The sequence below is a fragment of the Erythrobacter sp. F6033 genome, assembly GCF_023016005.1.
Taxonomy (GTDB): Bacteria; Pseudomonadota; Alphaproteobacteria; order Sphingomonadales; family Sphingomonadaceae; genus Erythrobacter.
In genome coordinates this window covers 1659335-1678956 of the sequence record NZ_JALKAZ010000001.1, presented here as the reverse complement: position 1 = coordinate 1678956, position 19622 = coordinate 1659335, and the positions used below count along the sequence as shown (strand labels likewise).

Here is a 19622-nt window from a genome sequence, read left to right as displayed (position 1 = left end):
TTTGTTTTCCAAGATTCTGATTGCCAATCGCGGTGAGATTGCCTGCCGTGTCATCACGACAGCGCGCAAAATGGGGATCGCCACTGTGGCGGTCTATTCCGATGCAGATGCCCGCGCCCCGTTTGTTAAAATGGCAGACGAGGCGGTGCATATCGGCCCCGCACCAGCGGCGGAAAGCTATCTGATCCCGGAAAAGATCATCGCGGCGTGTAAAGAAACGGGCTCAGAGGCCGTTCACCCCGGCTATGGTTTCCTGTCCGAGCGCGCGAGTTTCGTTGAGGCGCTCGCGGCTGAGAACATTGCTTTCATCGGCCCGCCAGCGGGCGCAATCGCCGCGATGGGTGACAAGATTGAATCGAAGAAACTCGCCAAAGAAGCGGGCGTGAATGTTGTTCCCGGCTTTGTCGGTGAAATTCGCGATACGGAGCACGCGGTCGAGATTTCGGACGGTATTGGCTATCCAGTAATGATGAAAGCTTCCGCTGGCGGCGGCGGCAAAGGCATGCGTCTTGCGTGGTCTGAAAAGGACGTTCGTGAAGGCTTTGAAGCGACCAAGCGCGAAGGGCTTAATTCATTCGGTGATGATCGTGTGTTTATCGAGAAATTTATCGAAAACCCTCGCCATATCGAAATCCAAATCCTCGGCGATAAGCATGGCAATGTGCTGTATCTGAACGAGCGCGAATGCTCGATCCAGCGCCGTCACCAAAAGGTCGTTGAGGAAGCGCCGTCACCGTTCGTGACCGACAAAATGCGCAAAGCGATGGGCGAGCAATGCGTCGCCCTGTCCAAAGCGGTCGATTACCATTCGGCTGGCACGGTCGAATTGATTGTTAGCGGTGCCGATCCGACTGGTGAAAGTTTCTACTTCCTCGAAATGAACACTCGCCTTCAGGTGGAGCATCCCGTTACCGAAGCAATCACCGGCGTTGATCTGGTCGAGCAGATGATCCGTGTGGCCGCTGGCGAGAAGCTTGCCACGACGCAGGACGATATTGGAATTGACGGCTGGTCGATCGAAAACCGCGTTTATGCCGAAGACCCCTATCGCGGCTTCCTGCCATCGACCGGACGTTTGATTGAATACTCACCGCCGATTGAAGGCTGGTTGGATGACGGTGAAGTGCAAGGGAAGGCCCGCCGCGGTATCGCATATGGCGCGGGCAGCATTCGCGTCGACGATGGTGTGTTCGAGGGCGGCGAAGTCAGCATGTTCTACGATCCGATGATTGCAAAGCTGATCACTTGGGCGCCAACCCGCGAGGAGGCGGCAGATCTGCAGATCGAAGCGCTCGACAGTTTCCGCATCAAAGGCCTTGGCCACAATGTCGATTTCCTCAGCGCGATTATGCAGCACGATCGGTTCCGTTCAGGCGAGCTGACCACCGGCTTCATTGCCGAGGAATATCCCGATGGGTTCGAGGGCGCGCCGGTTAACGATGATTTCCGTAGGATGCTCGCCGCGATCTGTGCGGGCAATGAATTCACCTGGCAGGCGCGCGCGCAGCGCATCTCAGGCCAGCTTGACGGTTTGCAGGGTGTCACAAGCGAGTGGCTTGTGAAGCTCGGTGATACTCGCCACGAAGTCGTTCTGGGCGAGGGGCACGCAATCGTCGATGGTGAACGCGTCGAAGGCAATTGTGATTGGTTGCCCGGCATGGTTGAAGCAACTGCGTCCACTTCGCCCGATGGGGAGGGCGGCGAGCGTTATGGTCTAATCGTAGAACGCGATGGCAATCATTGGGTCATCACGACGCGCGGAGCCTCGCACCGTGCATTGGTTGTGCCTCAAAGACTTGCGCATCTCGAAAGCATGATGATCGAGAAAGAACCGCCTGATCTTTCCAAGATGCTGATCTGTCCGATGCCCGGCATGCTCGTGAAACTGCATGTTGGCGAAGGCGAAGAAGTTCAGCCGGGGCAGCCTTTGGCTACGGTCGAGGCGATGAAAATGGAGAATATTCTGCGCGCTGAAAAGCAAGCAACAATCTCCAAGATCAACGCAGCGGAAGGCGAAAGCCTTGCTGTCGATGCAGTGATTCTCGAACTCGAGTAGCTCCACAACCGAGTCATAACCGGTCAGCGGCGCGAAATTTTCGCGATTGCATGCTGGCGTGAAATTTCCAAGTTGTTGTATGCAAACGCCAAAATGCGTCGGTTTGCGCGATTTTACGCAGTATGACTCGCCAATCAGCTCTTCATTAGAGACACTTTGCCTGTCGATTCGTCGGCACAGGGAAAGCTTGGATCTTGGAAGGGATTGGGATCGTGGCTAAAAAAGGCACCGGCTACTTCGATCGCAAGGGCCAATTTTTTAAGACCGCTCGCGAAGCGACGGAGAGCGATATCGCTGCTCTGTTCGGGCAAATCGGTGAAGGCGAAAGCCTGGCACCGGGTATTGCCCATATGCTGCTTGAGCGGCGCGCAGAGGTCGAACGTTTGTTCGCGGAGCACGATGAGATGGTCGCTGAAGAGGCTGCAAATGGCGCTTCGATAAGCGACCTCGGATCAAAAGTGTCGAAATTGCCGAGCCGCCCTGCTGGCTGAAAATTCTACTCGTCGACCATGGCGACTGCGCGGATCCATCCGGCGCTGGCGCGTTCAATTTTGACCGGGAAACAGCTGAACGTGAAGCCATGGGCGGGTAGCGCTTCGAGGTTGGTCAGTTTTTCGATCTGATAATATGGACGGATACGGCCCGCTTTGTGGCCTTCCCAGATTATCGCTGGATCACGCTTTTCGGCCCATCGTTTGGCAGTGTGGCTAAACGGCGCGTCCCAGCTCCATGCATCGGTGCCGACCACTTCGACGCCGCGTTCGGTTAGCCACAGGGTCGCCTCCGCGCCCAATCCCACGCCTTGATCGGTGAAGTTGTCAGTGCCGTAAACCGCGCCGGATTGGATCAGGACAATATCGAGCGGTTGCAGCTTGTATTCGATTTTGGCGAAGGCGTTTTCGAGTTCAAACGCGGTGACCACATGCCCATGCGGCATATGCGAAAAATCGAGCTTCACTCCCGGCCTTAAAAACCGGTCTAGCGGTGCCTCATCAATGCTCGGCGCGGGGTTCGCGCCATCGTCGGTGGTGGAATGGTAGTGCCACGGCGCATCCATATGGGTGCCGTTGTGTGTTGAAAGCTCGAGCATTTCAACGGCCCAGCCTTCGCCATCGGGCAAGTCATCCTTCTCTAAACCCGGAAAGAACATGGCGATCTGCGCCCATGTATCTTCATGCGTCATGTACTGGATTTTGGGCCGCATCACTTCTGGATCAGAGATCACATCATTGGTGATGGGGATCGAGAGATCGATGAAGCGCGTCATTGCTTCACCAATTGTGCATCGAGAAATTCGGCGATGTCTGACAGTTCTACGTCGCGTGCAAGATAGGCTTGCCCGATGGATTTGAGCAGCAGGAACGGCAGCGTGCCGCCTTCCATTTTTTTGTCGTGGCGCATGTGATCGGCAAGAGCCGTGCCGGAACACGTTATGCCAAGCTTCGCGAGCTCGGCAGGCAAGCCTGCTGCAGCGATAGCCTGCCTCGCACGTTCAGCATCGGATTGTGAGAGTTCACCGCGCCGCGCCGAGTAATGCGCGGCGAGTACCATTCCGGTCGCAACCGCTTCGCCGTGGAGAAGGCGATCGGAAAACCCTGTCTCTGCCTCCAAGGCATGCCCGAATGTATGGCCCAAGTTAAGCAGAGCCCGAACGCCCGTCGTCTCGCGCTCATCCTCTGCAACGATAGCGGCCTTCGCGCGGATGCTGGTTGCGATGGCATGGGCAAGGGTGCTCGGTTCGCGGGCCAGAACATCGGTGCCATTTTCGGCAAGCCAATTAAAAAATGCAGCATCGCCGAGCAGCCCGTATTTGATCACTTCGGCATAACCTGCGCGCATTTCACGGTCGGGCAGTGTGTCGAGCACCAATGGGTCAATCAGAACAGCGACGGGTTGATGGAAAGCCCCGATCAGGTTTTTTCCAGCCCGCGTGTTGATGGCGGTTTTTCCGCCGACTGAGCTATCAACCTGCGCCAACAGTGTGGTTGGGATCTGCACAAAGCCGCAGCCGCGTTTCAGCACAGCACAAGCAAAGCCCGTCAGATCACCAACAACGCCGCCGCCAAGCGCGATGACATTGTCCGAACGGGTGATGCCGAGTTCCAACAACCAGTCCGTCAGCTGCTCCAGAACGGCCCAGCTTTTCGCACCTTCTCCCGGCTCAACCACAAACCAGTCGGCGCAAAACCCGTTCGAGTCTAAGCTCTGCTCAATGGCGGTTTTGAAGATGCGGTGTGTGTTTGTGTCCGCAACAATCGGGACCTTGCGGGCTTCAGTCTGTCCGGTCGTACGATAGCTTGTGAGGTAGTCTCCTGCGCTTGCGGCGAAACTTTCCAGAACGCAGCCGCGCTCGATCATCACATCGTAACTGCGCCCCGCGAGGGAAACAGGGATCACATCCATTGGTCTATCGCCTCGATAATCAATTTTGCTGTATCATTGTGTGGGCCATCTTCGCTCAGCACCCGGACCTGAGCCTGACTGTAAAGCGGCCCGCGTTCTTTGATGAGCCTGCCCAGTATCTCGCGTGGATCGCCATTGCGAAGCAGCGGCCTGTGGTTCCGCCGTGATGTCCGTTCGACCAGAGTGTCCAAATCGCAGTCGATCCAAACGGCAATCGCCTTTTCCAGAATCAAGGCACGCGTTTCTGGATCGACGAATGCGCCTCCACCTGTTGCGATAACACCGCTGTTCTCTTCTATCAGACGGGCGATCACGCGGCGTTCCCCATCGCGGAAATAGGCTTCGCCAAATTCTTCGAAAATTTCGGAGATTTTACGCTGAGCGGCGTCCTCTATCGCGTCATCGGCATCAATGAAATCGCGGCCCAGCATCGCGGCGAGGCGGCGGCCGACAGTCGACTTTCCTGCGCCCATAAGGCCGATCAACACCACGGGGCGGTCAATCCGCGCCGCAATCCGATCGATATCTGCGTCGTTTAAAGAGGTCTCTGCAGTCATTGCGGCATGGCCTATAGATGGGGTAGAGCGCGCGCAATATGGCAAACAGGTCGCATTCTTCTCTTGCACACAGCAAAGCGCGCAGCCGGGGCCGCGTGCCTTGGCTGATCGCTGCATTAGTGGTTGGAATTTTGGCGCTTGCCTATATCGATGGCGGAGAAGAACCGATCCGTCCGATTGTTCAGACGGTGACTGTGCCCGGCGCAGCTGCGGAGAGTGAATGATGCGGCGTAATTATTGGTTGGCAAGTGCAGGGGCGCTGGGCGTTTTGGGTGCTACCGGCGGTATCTTGGCGACTAGTCTCGCGACGGCGCAAGACGCGCCTGAATCGCTTTTGCCGCCCGGATTTGACGATCCTGCACCAGCGCCGACGCCTACGCCGCCACCCACCGCGCTTCCCACTGCTGCGCCTGCGCCAGGTTCGGCGCCGCCCGTCACGCCAGGCAATCCGGCGGTTCCCGCCCCGGCTGCGGCGCCCGGTGGTTTACCGCCAGTGCCCACGCTTTCAGGCGATGAGCTAAGTGGATTGCCAAGCCTCGAAGAGCTTGAAGCGCTCACTCCGGATGAGCTTGATGACCGCCTCGGTCTAAAACCGAAGTTCGACATTCCGCCGGCGGCACGGCGTTCGCTTTCGCAAGTCGGGCTGTTGACACCGGAAGAAGGCGGCTTGGCAACCGCTTCGCTTGGAAAACAGCCAGCCTCTTTGGTCAGAGCGATTTTGGCAGGCACGAAAAAACCGATGGTATCGCGCTGGGGGCATATCCTTGTGCGCCGTGCCTTGGCCAGTCGATTGGCTGCACCCGACGGCATGAATCCGGTAGAATTTGCAGACCTGCGCGCGGGTGTTCTCAATCGTATGGGCGAATTCGCCGTTGCGCGGGCGATTGCTCAAGACGTGGACACAGGTAACTGGGACACCGCGCTGACCAGTCAGGCGCTAACTTCTTATGTTGCTCTGACTGACTTCAATGGCGCTTGCCCTGCTGTCCGATTGCAGGGCGGCGTGCGGGAAGATCCACAATGGGTGATGATGCAGGCTATCTGCAATGCCTATGCAGGCGAAGGCGCGTTGGCCGCGTCGCAGCTTGATCGCGGGATTGAAAACGAAATTGCACCGGAAATCGATCTGCTACTGGCGCAGCGCTACGCCGGAGCCGCAGGGCGCGGGCGGCGCGCGGTGGAGATCGAATGGGATGCAGTTGAAGACTTGACCCCATGGCGGTTTGCTCTGGCTAACGCTGTCGGAGAAGAGGTTCCCCAAGGGTTGCTAAACGCTGCGATGGATGGACCAAATGCGGGCTATTTTGCGCGGTCGGCCGCCGCCGCTCCAATGCTGCCATTGGCGATGCGTGAGCCATGGGTGCAAACCGCGGCGCAGGACGGCATTCTATCGGCAAATGCGATGGTCGATTTCTACAGTCAGGTTTACGCAGACAACGCGATTGGCGGAGAAGCTGGTACTATCGCGCGATCATTGCGTGATGCCTATGTCGCAGCGCGAACGAACGACAGGATCGCCGCCATGCAAAGTGTATGGGGTGAAGAGCGCAGCTATGCCGGGTTGATAACAACTGCATATGCAGCGGCGCGCATTTCACCGGCTGAAGACTTGGCGGGTTATTCTGGTGCTTTGATCAGTTCGATGTTGTCTGCCGGTCTTGATCGCGATGCAGCGGCTTGGCGCGGAATGATGGCTGATGGCAGCATGGGTTGGGCCTTGCTGGCTGTGGGCACGGCTGGTGCGGGATCAGCGGATCTCGAAGCGCTGGATACATTTGCCGACAATGATGAAAGCGCCGATGGTTTGGCCTCCGCATTCCTAGTCGCGGGCCTCGCGGGCCTCGATAGACTGAGCGGGGCAGAGCGCGAATCCATGGAGGGCGCGCTTGGTATTGATCTGAGCCGGACGACCCGTTGGACCCGCACAATTGAGCGCGCGGCAGAGGTTCAGAACCGCACTCTTGTCGCCATGCTGGCCGGGTTGGGCATGCAAGGGGAAAGCTGGTCGCAAATGACTCCGCTTCATCTCTATCACATCACCTCTGCATTGCGACGCGTTGGCTTAGAGGCGGAAGCCCGGATGATCGCAGCAGAAGCGGTCTCGCGGGCCTGATACCGGCGGTGTCGGCAGCCACGCGGGCCTTTCTGGATATGCTGGCAGCTGAACGAGGGGCGGCTGCAAATACACTCGCCGCTTATGCCCGCGATCTTTCCGGTGCCGAAGAATCGCTTGGGGATTTAGCCGAGGCATCGCGCGCGCAAGTCGCCAAGCTCGCAGGCGAATGGAGCGCACTCGCTCCGTCAACGGTGGCGCGTAAGTCATCGACTTTACGGCAGTTTTTCGGTTTCGCCGTTGATGAGGGGTGGCGTGAAGATGACCCATCTGGCGCGCTGCCCAATCCGCGAACCAGTCGCCCGCTGCCGAAAGTTCTGTCGCATGAACAAGTAGAAGCGTTGATGGAGCGCGCCGAGTTTGAGGCGCAAAGCGGCAAACCTGCGGGGCTGAGGCAGCTTGTTCTTTTGGAGATGCTCTACGGCTCTGGATTGCGGGCGACCGAGCTTGTTTCTCTACCTGTAAGCGCGGTGCCGCGCGATGCCCCTTTGATTACAGTGACGGGCAAAGGCGGAGCGGCGCGAATGGTGCCGGTAAGCGATCGCGCGCGCGAGGCATTGCAGAAATGGCTGTCTGTTCGGCCCCGCGAGCCAGCGTCCCGGTTCTTATTCCCTTCACGCAGAGGAAAACATCTCAGCCGCGTGCGATTGTTCCAATTGCTCAAGGAGCTCGCCGCGAGAGCTGGCCTCGATCCGACAGGAATTAGCCCGCATGTCCTGCGCCATGCCTTCGCCACGCACCTGCTTGAGGGCGGGGCAGACCTGAGGGTGCTACAAACCCTGCTTGGCCATGCCGATATAGCCACAACGCAGATATACACGCATGTCGATGCCGCCCGATTGGTATCCCTGGTCAATGCGCGCCACCCGCTTGCCAACAGGTGATAGACGACCATTCCCCTTGCTACAGGCCGTGGATGGGATTAGCGGGTGTGCCATGACTTCCTACCTCGATTTCGAGAAACCCGTCGCTCAACTCGAAGAGCGCATCGCCGAACTGCGCAGTGCCAGTGAAAACGATGAGGTGGATATCTCCAGCGAGATCGCGCGGCTTGAAACCAAGAGCGCGGATCTTTTGGCCAGCACCTATGCCTCGCTTACACCGTGGCAAAAAACGCAGGTGGCCCGGCATCCGGAGCGGCCGCATTTCCGCGACTATGCTGATTTTGCGTTTGAAGAGTTTATGCCGCTCGGCGGGGATCGCTATTTCGGTGATGACCTCGCAATCATGGGGGGCTTTGCGAAATTGAAAGGCCCCAAGGGCCAAAACAGGCGCGTCATGCTGATCGGGCATGAAAAGGGCAATGACACCCAAAGCCGGATCAAACACAATTTCGGCATGGGTAAACCAGAGGGGTATCGCAAATCGATCCGCCTGATGGAAATGGCGGGCCGTTTTGGCCTACCGGTTGTGACCTTGGTCGATACTTCCGGCGCGTTTCCGGGCATCGAAGCCGAAGAACGCGGTCAGGCAGAAGCGATTGCCCGTTCGACCGAGGCTTGCCTCGCGCTTCCCGTCCCGATGGTATCGGTCATCGTAGGCGAGGGCGGCTCTGGCGGAGCCGTTGCTCTGGCAAGTGCCGAGCGCGTCCTGATGCTTGAGCATTCGATTTACTCGGTGATCTCACCGGAAGGCTGCGCATCGATCCTTTGGCGGACATCGGACAAAGCATCGGAAGCAGCGCAGGCCATGAAAGTGACCGCGCAGCACCTCAAACGTCTGAAAGTGATCGACCGGATCGTAAAAGAGCCAGCGGGCGGTGCGCACCGTGATCCAGCGATGATGGCTGCCAGTCTTGGTAAAGCTTTGAGCGAGGAATTGGACGCTCTGGCCGATCTTCCGAGCGAGACGTTGATCCGCACACGTGAAGAGCGTTTTCTACAGCTCGGCGGCTAACCCGAAGCAAGATTTTACAGTTTGTCATCCTTACCAAAGGGTTGCCGCATGGCATCGCTTGCCCGATAGTCATGTCTACAACAGAGACAGATTGATAGCGCGGGGTGGGGCGCGGAGATCGTAAAGAGGAGAGAGCAAGTGTCGAAAACATCACGAAAATTTCTGATCGCGGGGACTGCACCGCTTGCTCTTGCGTTAAGTGGCTGCATGGGCGGAGGCGGCTCCGTTCCGTCGGCGTCCACACCGATCACCCAACAAGAAGCGCAGCAGGGCGCGCAATATCATCCGCAATTGCTCTCCGAATTTGGTGGGGCAATGTCGGGACCTCAGGCCGCCTATGTCGAACAGGTTGGCAAGAATATCGCCGTGCAATCCGGACTAGGCAACGCGCGCGATAGCTTTACGGTCAGCTTGTTGAACAGCCCGGTCAACAATGCCTTCGCAGTTCCAGGCGGCTATATCTATTCCACTCGCCAGCTTGTTTCATTGATGAATAATGAAGCGGAGCTTGCCGGCGTTCTGGGGCACGAAGTCGGCCATGTTGCCGCGCGGCATTCGCAGCGCCGCCAACAAGCCGCTCAGCGCAATTCCATCCTCGGTGTGCTTGGGGCAATCGGTAGCTCAATCCTGCTTGGCGACAGTTCGATCGGCAATACGGTCTCGCGCGGATTTTTGCAGGGATCGCAGCTGCTTACGCTACGATTTTCGCGCAGTCAGGAACTAGAGGCCGATGATCTGGGCATCCTTTATCTTCAGCGTGCAGGCTATGATCCAAAGGCGATGAGCACCGTGCTTGCGAGCCTCGCGGCGCAAAATTCACTGGACGCCCGGCTTCAAGGTCGAAACAACGCTTCGGTGCCGGAATGGGCTTCAACACACCCCGATCCGGCCAGCCGCGTTCGGACCGCGCTTGCGAAAACCGAAGGTCTGGCCAGCGGTGCAACCAATCGCGACACATTCCTGTCTCGCATTGATGGCATGATTTACGGCGATGATCCTGAGCAAGGCGTGATCGAAGGCAGCCAGTTTATTCATCCCGAACTGATGCTTTCATTCACCGCGCCGCAGGGCTTTTACATGGTCAACGGCACTCGCGCGGTCAGCATCAATGGCCAAAGCGGTAAGGCGCAACTGACTTTGGCCCCTTATGCCGGCGATCTCGACAGCTATGTCCGCCAACAGTTCACCACTTTGGGCGGTGAGAATAACAATCTCGCGCCTTCCAGCATTCAGCGCACTACCGTTAATGGGATTCGCGCTGCTTACGGCACGGCTCGGGTCAACAATGGCAACAGCCAGGTTGATGTGACGATTTTCGCGTATGAGTTTTCGAACGATCGCGCTTATCACTTTCAGGCGATCACGCCCGCGGGCCGGTCAAATGCGTTTTCTTCGATGTTCCAATCGATGCGCCGGATCAGTCAGCGCGAAGCGAGTGCGGTGATACCTCGGAAAATCGATGTGGTTACTGTTCAGCGCGGCGATACGGTCAGCTCACTTGCGCGGCGCATGGCTTACGATTCGAATCAGGTCGAACGTTTCCGGGTGCTCAACGCCATGGGATCAAGCGACACTCTGCGCGCGGGGCAGAAAGTTAAGCTGGTCGTTCGCGGGCGCTGATCCTGCGGCCGGTGCGATATTGAAGCGCTTCAAATATGCAGCGCGCAAAAGAAAAGCGGCGGGGAACTCCCCGCCGCTTCCTTTTTCCGTAAGTCGTTAGACTTAGGCAGCCATTTCGGTCTGTACTTCCGAGAAAGTATCCGAAAGGGTCGAGCCGAGGCTCTGCATAGCGGTGATAGCTGCAACAGCGATCAGAGCAGCGATAAGGCCGTACTCAATTGCGGTTGCGCCCTGCTCGTCACGTGCAAGTTTGTTGAAGAATTTCATTGGTAGTCTCCTGGTTTTGGTCTTCGTTACCCGTTGTTCAAATCGAAAAGATCGATCCGGACATTGGAGGTTGTAAGCAACAGCTCTTGAGAAATTGCTAATTCGCAGCCTTTCAAAAGCGTTAATTTGGTCAGTTGCTCGCTTCCTCTTGTGCAGTCTGGACGCGGCTCCAAACGTTGCTGTTCTCTTCGGCTACACCTTGGAGAGCACCAACCATTGCAATCACGATCAAACTAACAATCAGGCCGTATTCAACAGCAGTGGCGCCGGACTGATCCGAACCAATACTCTTGAAAAATGTCGCTAACTTCATGCTTCACCTGTCAATACGTTCCTGACGAAGGCCGGTATCGCCGCCGACCATTAAGAAAAGGTTGATGCGGAGCGACAAAATGGAAAGAAATCCGACATGACAGGCACGTGGCTTCCCGTAGTTGCAGGCGCTCTTAAGGGGCGCGATGGCACATGGCTGATGCACAAAAGGCCTGCTGAAAAGCATCATGGAGGGCTATGGGAATTCCCTGGTGGGAAAGTGGAACACCATGAAAAGCCAACAGAATCTTTGATTCGCGAACTTCATGAGGAACTGGGCATTTCTGTAAATGCCATCGATTGTGAACCCGCAGGTTTCGCTGAAGGCGCAGTGAGTGAGGATGGAATACCGATTGTCATCCTACTTTACAGAATCGCGCGATGGGATGGAATTCCGGCAGCATTGGAAGGCGGCGAAATTGCTTGGCATACGCCTGAAAGCATCCGGCAGCTTAAAAAGCCGCCGCTCGATTGCGCTCTCGCAGCGGGTCTTTTCGGAGAAAGCTGAATATTCCTGAGTTTGGCCGCAAACAGAGGTTGCCAAGCTGATCAACCACCCGTATGTGCCCACTTCTCGCGCGCCAGTAGCTCAGCTGGATAGAGTACCTGACTACGAATCAGGCGGCCGGAGGTTCGAATCCTTCCTGGCGCGCCAAGAAAGCCCATCCCTAGCGGGGTGGGCTTTTTTGTTGGGGGTAATGGCTTCTTTCACGGCAAACCGCGTGATCATACCTGCAGTTCGATGTGGCCCGGCCAGTTCAGACTGCAAATTTTGCAGGGAACCCTTTGTACGCACGGCGATTTTCTTCAGTGGGATCATCTTGAATATGAGGAAGGCCGTGCACCCGGTCTGCTTCTTTGCGTAGAAAGACGTTAGCCATGAACTACATGAACGTGCATGATCACGATGAATTTGACCCGGAGAATCCTTTGAGCAAGCCCGACGTTCCTGAAGACGTACAAGAAGCAGTGCGAACCCTAATTAAGTGGGCGGGGGACGATCCCACCCGCGAAGGCTTGCTGGATACGCCCAAGCGTGTTGGTCGGGCTTGGCTGGAATATTGTGCTGGCAATCAAGAAGATCCCGCGATGCATTTGTCGCGAATCTTTGAAGAAGTCGGCGGATATGACGAGATTGTCCTTCTGAAAGACATCCCGTTCCACTCGCATTGCGAGCACCACATGGCGCCGATCAAGGGCAAAGCGCACATCGCCTATCTGCCTGACAAGAAGATCACCGGCATTTCAAAGCTCGCGCGTGTGCTGCATGGCTTCGCCAACCGCTTGCAGGTTCAAGAGCGCCTCACTGCAGAGGTCGCCGAATGCATCTGGGACAATCTGGAGCCGCGCGGTGTCGCCGTTGTGATTCAGGCAGAGCACGGCTGTATGACGGGCCGCGGCGTTAAAGTGCACGAGGTCGAGATGCTGACCAGCCGCATGATGGGCTGTTTCCTCGAAGATCATCGCAGCCGTAAGGAAGTGATGAGCCTGATGGGCTTCTGAGCCCTTCGAGGGTCACAGTAAAAAGGGCGCCTCAATCGAGGCACCCTTTTTGTATCTGCAATATGGAAAGCTCTAGAGCTGACCGAGCATATGCTCTGCGCTGGAGACTTTGAAGTCGCCTGGCTCTTCGACGTTCAGCTGTTCAACGACGCCGTCATTGATCACCATCGAAAAACGCTGACCGCGCTTGCCCATGCCGAAACCGCTGCCGTCCATTGTCAGGCCGACCGCTTCGGCGAAGTCGGCATTGCCATCTGCGAGCATAGTGATGTCGTCGCTGCCCGCCGCCTGATTCCATGCACCCATTACAAATGCATCGTTGACCGCAGTGCCGACGATTTCATCGACGCCCTTGGCTTTCAGGTCTTCGGCTTTCTCAACGAAGCCGGGAAGGTGCTTTGCCGAACAAGTCGGTGTGAAAGCACCAGGCACTGAAAACAGAGCAACTTTCTTGCCCGCGAAATACTCGCTTGCCTGAACCTGCTGCGGACCTTCGGCTGTGGCTTTGACCAGTGTTGCCTCGGGAAGTTTGTCACCTACCGAAATTGTCATCGCATCCTCCATCATTGTGTGAGCTGCGCTGGATACGGGGTATCGAAAATGTCCCAACGCTTCGAACGCAGATATAGGTGCTTGCCTCTGAGCGGCAATGCTAAAGCGAACGGATGCTCGGCAAAGTTTGGGTTAAGAAGCCTTTACCGAGAGCTTTGAAGATCAGGTAAACACCTTTGGCATACCTCTGATGCACGCGATGGGGATCGCGGCAAAGGGGAGAACAAGATGTCTGTTGGCGGAACAATTGGAGCATGGGGGGCGGCCTTCGCCCTGACTGCGGCGAGCACAGCCAGCGCGCTAAACGCACAAGAGGCCGATCAAAGCTATATCAGTCCGATAGCAGCCAATGCGGAGAACATACGAAGCCTCAACATCATGCTGATGGTGACTTCGCTCCGCTGCCGCACGGGCGCTCATGATTTCCGGGGGGAATATGACTTGTTCGCCCGCACACATCAGCAGAACCTTGCCGATGCGCATAAACACCTCAGCAGGAATATGGTCGCCACTTACGGATCAAAAGGGCCCAAGCGTACGCTTGATCGCATCGGAGTAACGATCGCCAATCGTTATGGTGATGGCCACCCGACGCTGGACTGTTCTGATTTGAAGAGCGCCACCTCCGAACTCGCTCGGACTCAGGATCGCGCGCGGCTTTCGGTGATAGCCAACACATTGCTTGAAAGTAAAGCCAGCGAGGAGTTGGCTCAGGCTCCCACTAAAGCCGGTGGCGTTGGCGAGGCAGTGGATGCAAAGCTGACATACGAACAGCAAGTTTTGACAGCGCCCACTCCGCAGGGAGCGGACGGTGCAACAGTCAAAGACATTCCATCGTCGAAAGTACCAATATGGCTTCGCGGATAAGTGCGACATAGAGATATAAAGAAAACTTTATATTTGATTGTCTGCGGCTAGATCGCTAGGGCGCGGTAACGCAAATTACCCCCGATGGAGACTAGAATGGCGACCGCCGCACATACGCACGAATATATCATCAAAGACATCGCGCTCGCACAATATGGTCGCGACGAGATTGCAATTGCCGAAACCGAAATGCCGGGCCTGATGGCTCTGCGCGAAGAATATGGCGCAGCGCAGCCGCTTAAAGGCGCGCGCATCACCGGCTCGCTGCACATGACGATCCAGACCGCTGTTCTGATCGAAACGCTGACAGCCCTTGGCGCGGAAGTTCGCTGGGCAACCTGCAACATTTTCTCGACACAGGATCACGCCGCTGCCGCTATCGCGGATCAGGGCATTCCGGTATTCGCAGTTAAAGGCGAAACACTGGCGGATTACTGGAAGTATGTTGGCCGCATTTTCGACTGGTCGACCGATGCCGATCCTGATCTGACCACCAACATCATACTCGACGATGGCGGCGATGCGACGATGTTTGCGCTTTGGGGCGCGCGCATCGAAGCTGGCGAAGAAATGCCCGCTCCGCAGAACGCCGAAGAAATCGAGATGCAAAAGGCTCTGAAAGCCTATGTCTCTGAGAAGCCCGGTTATCTGACCAAGACTGTTCAGAATATTAAAGGCGTTTCGGAAGAAACCACGACGGGCGTTATGCGCCTTTACCAGATCGCCAAGCAGGGCAAGCTGCCTTTCCCGGCGATCAACGTAAACGACAGTGTGACCAAGTCGAAGTTCGACAACCTGTATGGTTGTAAGGAATCGCTGGTCGACGCGATCCGCCGCGCAACCGATGTGATGCTGGCCGGTAAGGTCGCTTGTGTTGCCGGATACGGTGATGTTGGCAAAGGCTCTGCTGCTTCGCTTCGCGATGGCGGTGCCCGCGTCATGGTCACCGAAATCGATCCGATCTGCGCTCTGCAAGCGGCGATGGACGGCTTTGAAGTCGTCTCTATGGATGAAGCCACCAAGCGTGCTGACATTTTCGTGACCGCGACCGGTAACGAAGACGTGATCACCGGCGAGCACATGAAGAACATGAAAAACATGGCGATCGTGTGCAATATCGGTCACTTCGACAGCGAAATTCAGATCTCTGCGCTCGACAATTACGACTGGAAAGAGATCAAGGAAGGCACCGATATGGTCACCTTCCCAGAGGGCAAATCGCTGCTGATCCTTGCCAAGGGTCGTTTGGTGAACCTCGGCTGCGCCACCGGCCATCCCAGCTTCGTCATGTCCGCCAGCTTTACCAACCAGACGCTGGCTCAGATCGAACTCTTCACCAAATCTGATGAGTACGAGAATGACGTTTACGTCCTGCCAAAGCATCTCGATGAGAAAGTGGCGGCGCTGCATCTCGAAAAGCTTGGCGTTCAGCTGACACAGCTCAGTCAGAAACAGGCCGATTATATCGGTGTGCCTGCGGCTGGTCCGTTCAAGCCGGATCACTACCGCTACTAAGCGATTTTTCCTGAGCGAAAGCTCGGTTTATCGACAATACAGGGAAGCCCCGCGCAAATCATCGAATTTGCGGGGGCTTTTCCTTGTGAGGATAGTTGCATCCGCGCCTTCGGCGGCATAGCTGCAATCTATGGAACTTTCGCCGCTCGCTCTTGCCATCATCGGACTGGTGCTCGCCGCCTGGACTGCGGGCGCGGCGATCATGATGGTCCGCGCAAGTGCGAAGACACGGCGCACCAAAGCTCTTCAGACATCGCTGAAAAGAATGCAGCGTATGCTCGATATGGCGCCCGCCATTCCGATGTTGGTGAGGGTGGATGGCCGGATCGAAGCGCCAGAGCGTCTTGCGCGCTGGCTCGGTCTGGATGCGATGCCCAACTATCTCAGTGAATTGGCGCCAGAAGATGACGATGCGGGCAAACAGGGGCTGTCCGAGTCTCAGGTGAAATCGCTGTCAGAGAGTGTTCGCCTAACCCAGAAGAGCGCAGCGCCATTTCAAATCGCGATTACGCCGCCGGGTTCGGGACGCAGTCTGGCATTGCAAGGGGCGCTTGCCGATCCTCAGGTTTCGCCGGGTGGCGCGGCACTGGTTTGGGTGTTCGACTTTACTGAGAGCCAAGATGAATTGTCGCGAATGCGTAAGGCGGCCTCTCAGGCAGAAAGCGATTTCGCTGCGTTGGTTGGTCTGATTGAGGCTGCTCCGGTGCCGATGTGGTTTCGCGGGCGTGACTTGAAATTGCAGCTTGTAAATCAAGCTTATGTCGATGCGGTCGATGCAGAAAGCGCAGCGGCAGTTATCGAAGGCCAGATCGAATTGCTGGAGCCGGAAGACGGCCAAAGTCCAGCGCAAAAAGCTCGCGCGGTGCTTGAAAAGCAGGAGCCTGAAGAGCGGACTACTACAGCCACCCTGCACGGTGAACGACGCACATTACGGGTGAGCAATCAGCCGCTCGGTAAGGAAGGCGTGACCGGATACGCGATTGATATCGAGGAACAGCAGCAGGTTTTGCGCGAATTCAAGGCATTTCGCGAGGCGCAGCGCGAGATGCTCGATCAGCTTTCCGTCGGCGTTGCGCAATTCAGTGATGCCGAAGAGCTTACCTTCGCCAATCAGCCATTCCGCCGCCTATTTGAGTTGCCTGACGGCGCGGTGCGGGACAGTTTGCCGTTTGAGCGGTTTCTGTCGGAAGCCCGCGAAAAGGGGCTGACACCGGAAGTGCGCGATTTCCCCGAGTGGCGCAGCGAGCATGCCGCTTGGTTCGACTCCACCGAAATGCAGGAAGAGGCATGGCCTCTCGCAGGCGGTGTTCATTTGCGCATTGTGGCGCAGCCAATGCCCGATGGTGGGATTGTGCTCGTTGCAGAGGACCAAACGGAAAGTCTCGCACTTTCCGCCACGCGCGACACTCTTTTGCGCACACGAACGGCGACGCTCGATAGTCTGTTTGAAGCGCTGGCGATCTTTGCGCCTGATGGGTCGGTTCAACTCTGGAACCGTTCTTTTGCTGGCACATGGGGGCTGTCGAGCGAATTCCTCGATACGCACCCAAGTGCCGATGCGTTGTTGGAAGCGATCGGCAAGAATCTTACCAAGCCCACCGAAGCGAAACGGATCGGAGCGGTTGTTCGTGCTGCCACGCTTGATCGAATGGAAAAAGAGGGGCGGGCGCAGCTTTCTGATGGGCGAACGCTTCGGTTCGCTGGTGTTCCGCTGCCAGATGGCAACGGCTTGCTGACTGTTCTCGACATTACGGATTCGCAAAAGGCCGAACAGGCGCTGCGTGAGCGCGCGGTTGCTCTTGAAGAGGCAGATGCAGTCAAGGCGCGCTTCCTCGCCAATATGTCATACGAATTCCGCACGCCGCTCACCACGATTGGTGGCTATGCTGAACTGCTCAAGAGCGGCGCCGCAGGTGAGATCGATGAAGGCGCGAGCGAATATATCGATTCAATCCTAACGGCGGTGGCGCGTTTGACCGAGCAGGTCGAAAACGTGCTGGACCTGTCGCAAAGCGAAGCTGGCCTATTACCGATCACCAAGGAAGAGACCGATCTTTTGGCCTTCCTGACCAAGCTGGTACGCGAGCGGGAAACCGCGATCATCAAAGCCCAGCTCGGCCTGGATTTGAAAGGCAAGCGCGGGCGCAAGGTTGATATCGATCCGCGCCAGTTGGGCCGTGCCGTTGGCAATCTGCTCGACAATGCGATCAGCGGGACCGGACCAGATGGCCATATCTTGATCGAAATCCTTAAACCCGATCCCGAAGGTGAATGGAGCACAAGTTTTGTGATCTCCGACAACGGCGCCGGCATGGCGTCGGATGAACTTGAACGGGCTCTCGATGGAGGACGTTCAGCGGAAGATAGCGACACCGAAAAGCGCACAGGGCTCGGCATCCCGTTGGCGCGGCAATTGGTCGCCGCACATGGCGGATTGCTGGAAATCACCAGCGAGGAAGGCGTGGGCACGACCGCGATCATCCACCTGCCGTGAGTCAGACCAAGCAATACGAGCTACCAGACCTGGCCGCGATGGACGCGTTTGGTGCGCAATTGGCTGAAGTGCTCCGGCCCGAAGATGTAATCGAACTCGAAGGCGGATTGGGCGCGGGTAAAACGACGCTCGCCCGCGCCATTATCGCGGCGCTTGGTTACGAGCAGGAGGTTCCTTCGCCTACCTTCACAATCATCGAAACCTACGATGCGCCGCCGCTCCGTGTGCCTGTGGTTCATGCCGATTTCTACCGCTTGAATGACCCAGCCGAAGTGGAGGAAATCGGGCTTGATGATTATCGCGAAGGCGCAGCCATGATTGCCGAATGGCCCGATCATGCGGGCGGATTTGCGCATGAGCCCGCTTGCCTTTCGATCCTGTTGGAAACCGCCGGTTCAGGCCGAATTGCGATTGCCCGCGCGGGTGCCGATTGGCTAGGACGGATGCCATGAGCGAACTTCCTGACGGGCTACACGAATTTCTGGCAAAAGCGGGCTGGGGCAATGCCGATATCGACCCGATTCCGGGCGATGCCTCTTTCCGCCGTTACTTCCGGCTTCGCGGCGGAGACGGGACTGGCGCGATGCTTATGCACGCCCCGCCGCCGCACGAAGACCCGGTGCCCTTTCTCAATGTCGCTGAATGGCTTTCAAGCGAAGGCCTGCGCGCACCTGAGATTTACGCATCTGACGCTCCTCAAGGTTGGGTGCTGATCGAGGATTTCGGCAACGACCGGATGCGCGATTGGCTCGATGATCATCCCGATCGCGAAACGGCAGCCTATGAAGGCGCAATTGATGCGTTGGTTGAGCTTCACAAGCGGCCAGCTGGGCCTTTTCCTGCTTACGACATGCCGACCTATCGGCGAGAAACCGGATTGCTCACGGAATGGTATGCGCCTGCGCAGGAATTGACCGTTGATGCAGCCGCTTATGATGCGGCTTGGGAGGAAGCTTTGGCTCCCATGCTCGCGCGCCAAAACCCCGGAGTGACGGTGCTGCGCGACTATCATGCCGAAAACATTATGCTTCTGGGTGATCCGGCTGACAAAGCTCCGCAGGGCCTGATCGATTTTCAGGACGCATTGGTCGGCCATCCTGCCTATGATCTTGTTTCACTGCTTCAGGATGCCCGCCGCGACGTGCCTGAAGCCCTGGAAGCTGCAATGCTGAAGCGATACCTTGATCGGGCGGATGCGGGCGACGAATTTGAAGCGGATTATGCGCGCCTTGGTGCGCAAAGGAACGCCAAGATCGTCGGCATCTTCACGCGTCTATATAAACGCGATGGCAAACCGCGTTATCTCGATATGATCCCGCGTGTCTGGGCCGCAATGGAGCGCGATCTGGCCCACCCAGCGCTTAAGCCCGTTGCCGATTGGTTTACGGAGAATATTCCAGCCGAGCTGCGCCAGAATGGTGGAGGAAAGATCACGTGAACGGCAATGGCCTAGCAAGCGACACCGCG

20 protein-coding genes and 1 tRNA gene are annotated in these 19622 nt (G+C 57.0%); 15 read left to right on the top strand and 6 right to left on the bottom strand.

Annotation, left to right across the window (positions count from 1 at the left end; genetic code table 11):
- Position 1 precedes the first annotated feature (1 nt).
- Both MWU39_RS07970 and MWU39_RS07965 read left to right on the top strand, forming a co-directional pair.
- Positions 2–2056, top strand: a complete 2055-nt coding sequence (locus tag MWU39_RS07970) for an acetyl/propionyl/methylcrotonyl-CoA carboxylase subunit alpha (protein ID WP_247159468.1) — start codon at positions 2–4, stop codon at positions 2054–2056.
- Positions 2057–2268: 212 nt separating this feature from the next.
- The gene (locus MWU39_RS07965) at positions 2269–2547 is read left to right on the top strand and encodes a hypothetical protein (RefSeq protein WP_247159467.1); all 279 of its coding nucleotides are present in this window, start codon (positions 2269–2271) and stop codon (positions 2545–2547) included.
- A 5-nt stretch (positions 2548–2552) separates the two neighbouring features.
- Here MWU39_RS07965 and MWU39_RS07960 read toward each other — a convergent pair whose 3' ends face one another.
- Genes MWU39_RS07960 through MWU39_RS07950 form a run of 3 tightly spaced genes read right to left on the bottom strand, consistent with a single transcriptional unit; the run spans position 2553 to position 5016 of the window.
- On the bottom strand, positions 2553–3323 hold the full coding sequence (locus MWU39_RS07960; RefSeq protein ID WP_247159466.1) for a cyclase family protein: 771 nt from the start codon (positions 3321–3323) through the stop codon (positions 2553–2555).
- Complete coding sequence (aroB, locus tag MWU39_RS07955) at positions 3320–4459, bottom strand: 3-dehydroquinate synthase (RefSeq protein ID WP_247159465.1); 1140 nt, start codon at positions 4457–4459, stop codon at positions 3320–3322. The genes MWU39_RS07960 and aroB overlap by 4 nt, the downstream gene beginning before the upstream one ends.
- Positions 4450–5016 carry a shikimate kinase gene (locus MWU39_RS07950; RefSeq protein ID WP_247159464.1) on the bottom strand — a complete coding sequence of 189 codons (567 nt, stop codon included), beginning with the start codon at positions 5014–5016 and terminating at the stop codon, positions 4450–4452. Before MWU39_RS07950 ends, aroB begins: the two co-directional genes overlap by 10 nt.
- Before the next feature lie 95 nt (positions 5017–5111).
- Here MWU39_RS07950 and MWU39_RS14545 point away from each other — a divergent pair, with 95 nt between their 5' ends.
- From MWU39_RS14545 to MWU39_RS07930, 5 genes are all read left to right on the top strand, one after another.
- On the top strand, positions 5112–5240 hold the full coding sequence (locus MWU39_RS14545; RefSeq protein WP_281501093.1) for a hypothetical protein: 129 nt from the start codon (positions 5112–5114) through the stop codon (positions 5238–5240).
- Complete coding sequence (locus MWU39_RS07945) at positions 5237–7129, top strand: hypothetical protein (protein ID WP_247159463.1); 1893 nt, start codon at positions 5237–5239, stop codon at positions 7127–7129. The genes MWU39_RS14545 and MWU39_RS07945 overlap by 4 nt, the downstream gene beginning before the upstream one ends.
- A gap of 8 nt (positions 7130–7137) precedes the next feature.
- Entirely contained in the window at positions 7138–8013 is an 876-nt protein-coding gene (locus MWU39_RS07940) for a tyrosine recombinase (RefSeq protein ID WP_348646379.1), read from the top strand.
- Positions 8014–8065: 52 nt separating this feature from the next.
- Positions 8066–9025 carry an acetyl-CoA carboxylase carboxyltransferase subunit alpha gene (locus MWU39_RS07935; protein WP_247159461.1) on the top strand — a complete coding sequence of 320 codons (960 nt, stop codon included), beginning with the start codon at positions 8066–8068 and terminating at the stop codon, positions 9023–9025.
- 207 nt (positions 9026–9232) lie between these two features.
- Positions 9233–10645 carry a M48 family metalloprotease gene (locus MWU39_RS07930; protein ID WP_247160341.1) on the top strand — a complete coding sequence of 471 codons (1413 nt, stop codon included), beginning with the start codon at positions 9233–9235 and terminating at the stop codon, positions 10643–10645.
- A gap of 102 nt (positions 10646–10747) precedes the next feature.
- On the opposite strand, the gene MWU39_RS07925 is transcribed toward MWU39_RS07930, so the two are convergent.
- Complete coding sequence (locus tag MWU39_RS07925; RefSeq protein WP_218404954.1) at positions 10748–10912, bottom strand: Flp family type IVb pilin; 165 nt, start codon at positions 10910–10912, stop codon at positions 10748–10750.
- 130 nt (positions 10913–11042) lie between these two features.
- The gene (locus MWU39_RS07920; RefSeq protein WP_247159460.1) at positions 11043–11225 is read right to left on the bottom strand and encodes a Flp family type IVb pilin; all 183 of its coding nucleotides are present in this window, start codon (positions 11223–11225) and stop codon (positions 11043–11045) included.
- A gap of 96 nt (positions 11226–11321) precedes the next feature.
- On the opposite strand from MWU39_RS07920, the gene MWU39_RS07915 reads away from it, so the two are divergent.
- The 3 genes from MWU39_RS07915 (at position 11322) to folE (ending at position 12727) form a co-directional block, all read left to right on the top strand.
- On the top strand, positions 11322–11732 hold the full coding sequence (locus MWU39_RS07915) for a (deoxy)nucleoside triphosphate pyrophosphohydrolase (RefSeq protein WP_247159459.1): 411 nt from the start codon (positions 11322–11324) through the stop codon (positions 11730–11732).
- A gap of 70 nt (positions 11733–11802) precedes the next feature.
- Positions 11803–11879, top strand: a tRNA-Arg gene (locus MWU39_RS07910).
- A 224-nt stretch (positions 11880–12103) separates the two neighbouring features.
- Positions 12104–12727: a GTP cyclohydrolase I FolE gene (gene folE / locus MWU39_RS07905; RefSeq protein WP_247159458.1), complete on the top strand. Its 624-nt coding sequence runs from the start codon at positions 12104–12106 to the stop codon at positions 12725–12727.
- Between the two features lie 72 nt (positions 12728–12799).
- Here folE and MWU39_RS07900 read toward each other — a convergent pair whose 3' ends face one another.
- Positions 12800–13279 (bottom strand): peroxiredoxin, encoded by a 480-nt coding sequence (locus MWU39_RS07900; protein ID WP_247159457.1) that lies wholly within the window; start codon positions 13277–13279, stop codon positions 12800–12802.
- A gap of 228 nt (positions 13280–13507) precedes the next feature.
- On the opposite strand from MWU39_RS07900, the gene MWU39_RS07895 reads away from it, so the two are divergent.
- The 5 genes from MWU39_RS07895 (at position 13508) to MWU39_RS07875 (ending at position 19593) form a co-directional block, all read left to right on the top strand.
- Positions 13508–14146, top strand: coding sequence for a hypothetical protein (locus MWU39_RS07895; protein WP_247159456.1), 639 nt, complete (start codon positions 13508–13510; stop codon positions 14144–14146).
- 96 nt (positions 14147–14242) lie between these two features.
- Positions 14243–15661: an adenosylhomocysteinase gene (gene ahcY / locus MWU39_RS07890; protein WP_247159455.1), complete on the top strand. Its 1419-nt coding sequence runs from the start codon at positions 14243–14245 to the stop codon at positions 15659–15661.
- 130 nt (positions 15662–15791) lie between these two features.
- Entirely contained in the window at positions 15792–18155 is a 2364-nt protein-coding gene (locus MWU39_RS07885; RefSeq protein ID WP_247159454.1) for a PAS domain-containing sensor histidine kinase, read from the top strand.
- The gene (tsaE, locus tag MWU39_RS07880) at positions 18152–18607 is read left to right on the top strand and encodes a tRNA (adenosine(37)-N6)-threonylcarbamoyltransferase complex ATPase subunit type 1 TsaE (protein WP_348646378.1); all 456 of its coding nucleotides are present in this window, start codon (positions 18152–18154) and stop codon (positions 18605–18607) included. The genes MWU39_RS07885 and tsaE overlap by 4 nt, the downstream gene beginning before the upstream one ends.
- Positions 18604–19593 carry a phosphotransferase gene (locus tag MWU39_RS07875; RefSeq protein ID WP_247159453.1) on the top strand — a complete coding sequence of 330 codons (990 nt, stop codon included), beginning with the start codon at positions 18604–18606 and terminating at the stop codon, positions 19591–19593. The genes tsaE and MWU39_RS07875 overlap by 4 nt, the downstream gene beginning before the upstream one ends.
- The last annotated feature ends 29 nt before the right edge of the window (positions 19594–19622 follow it).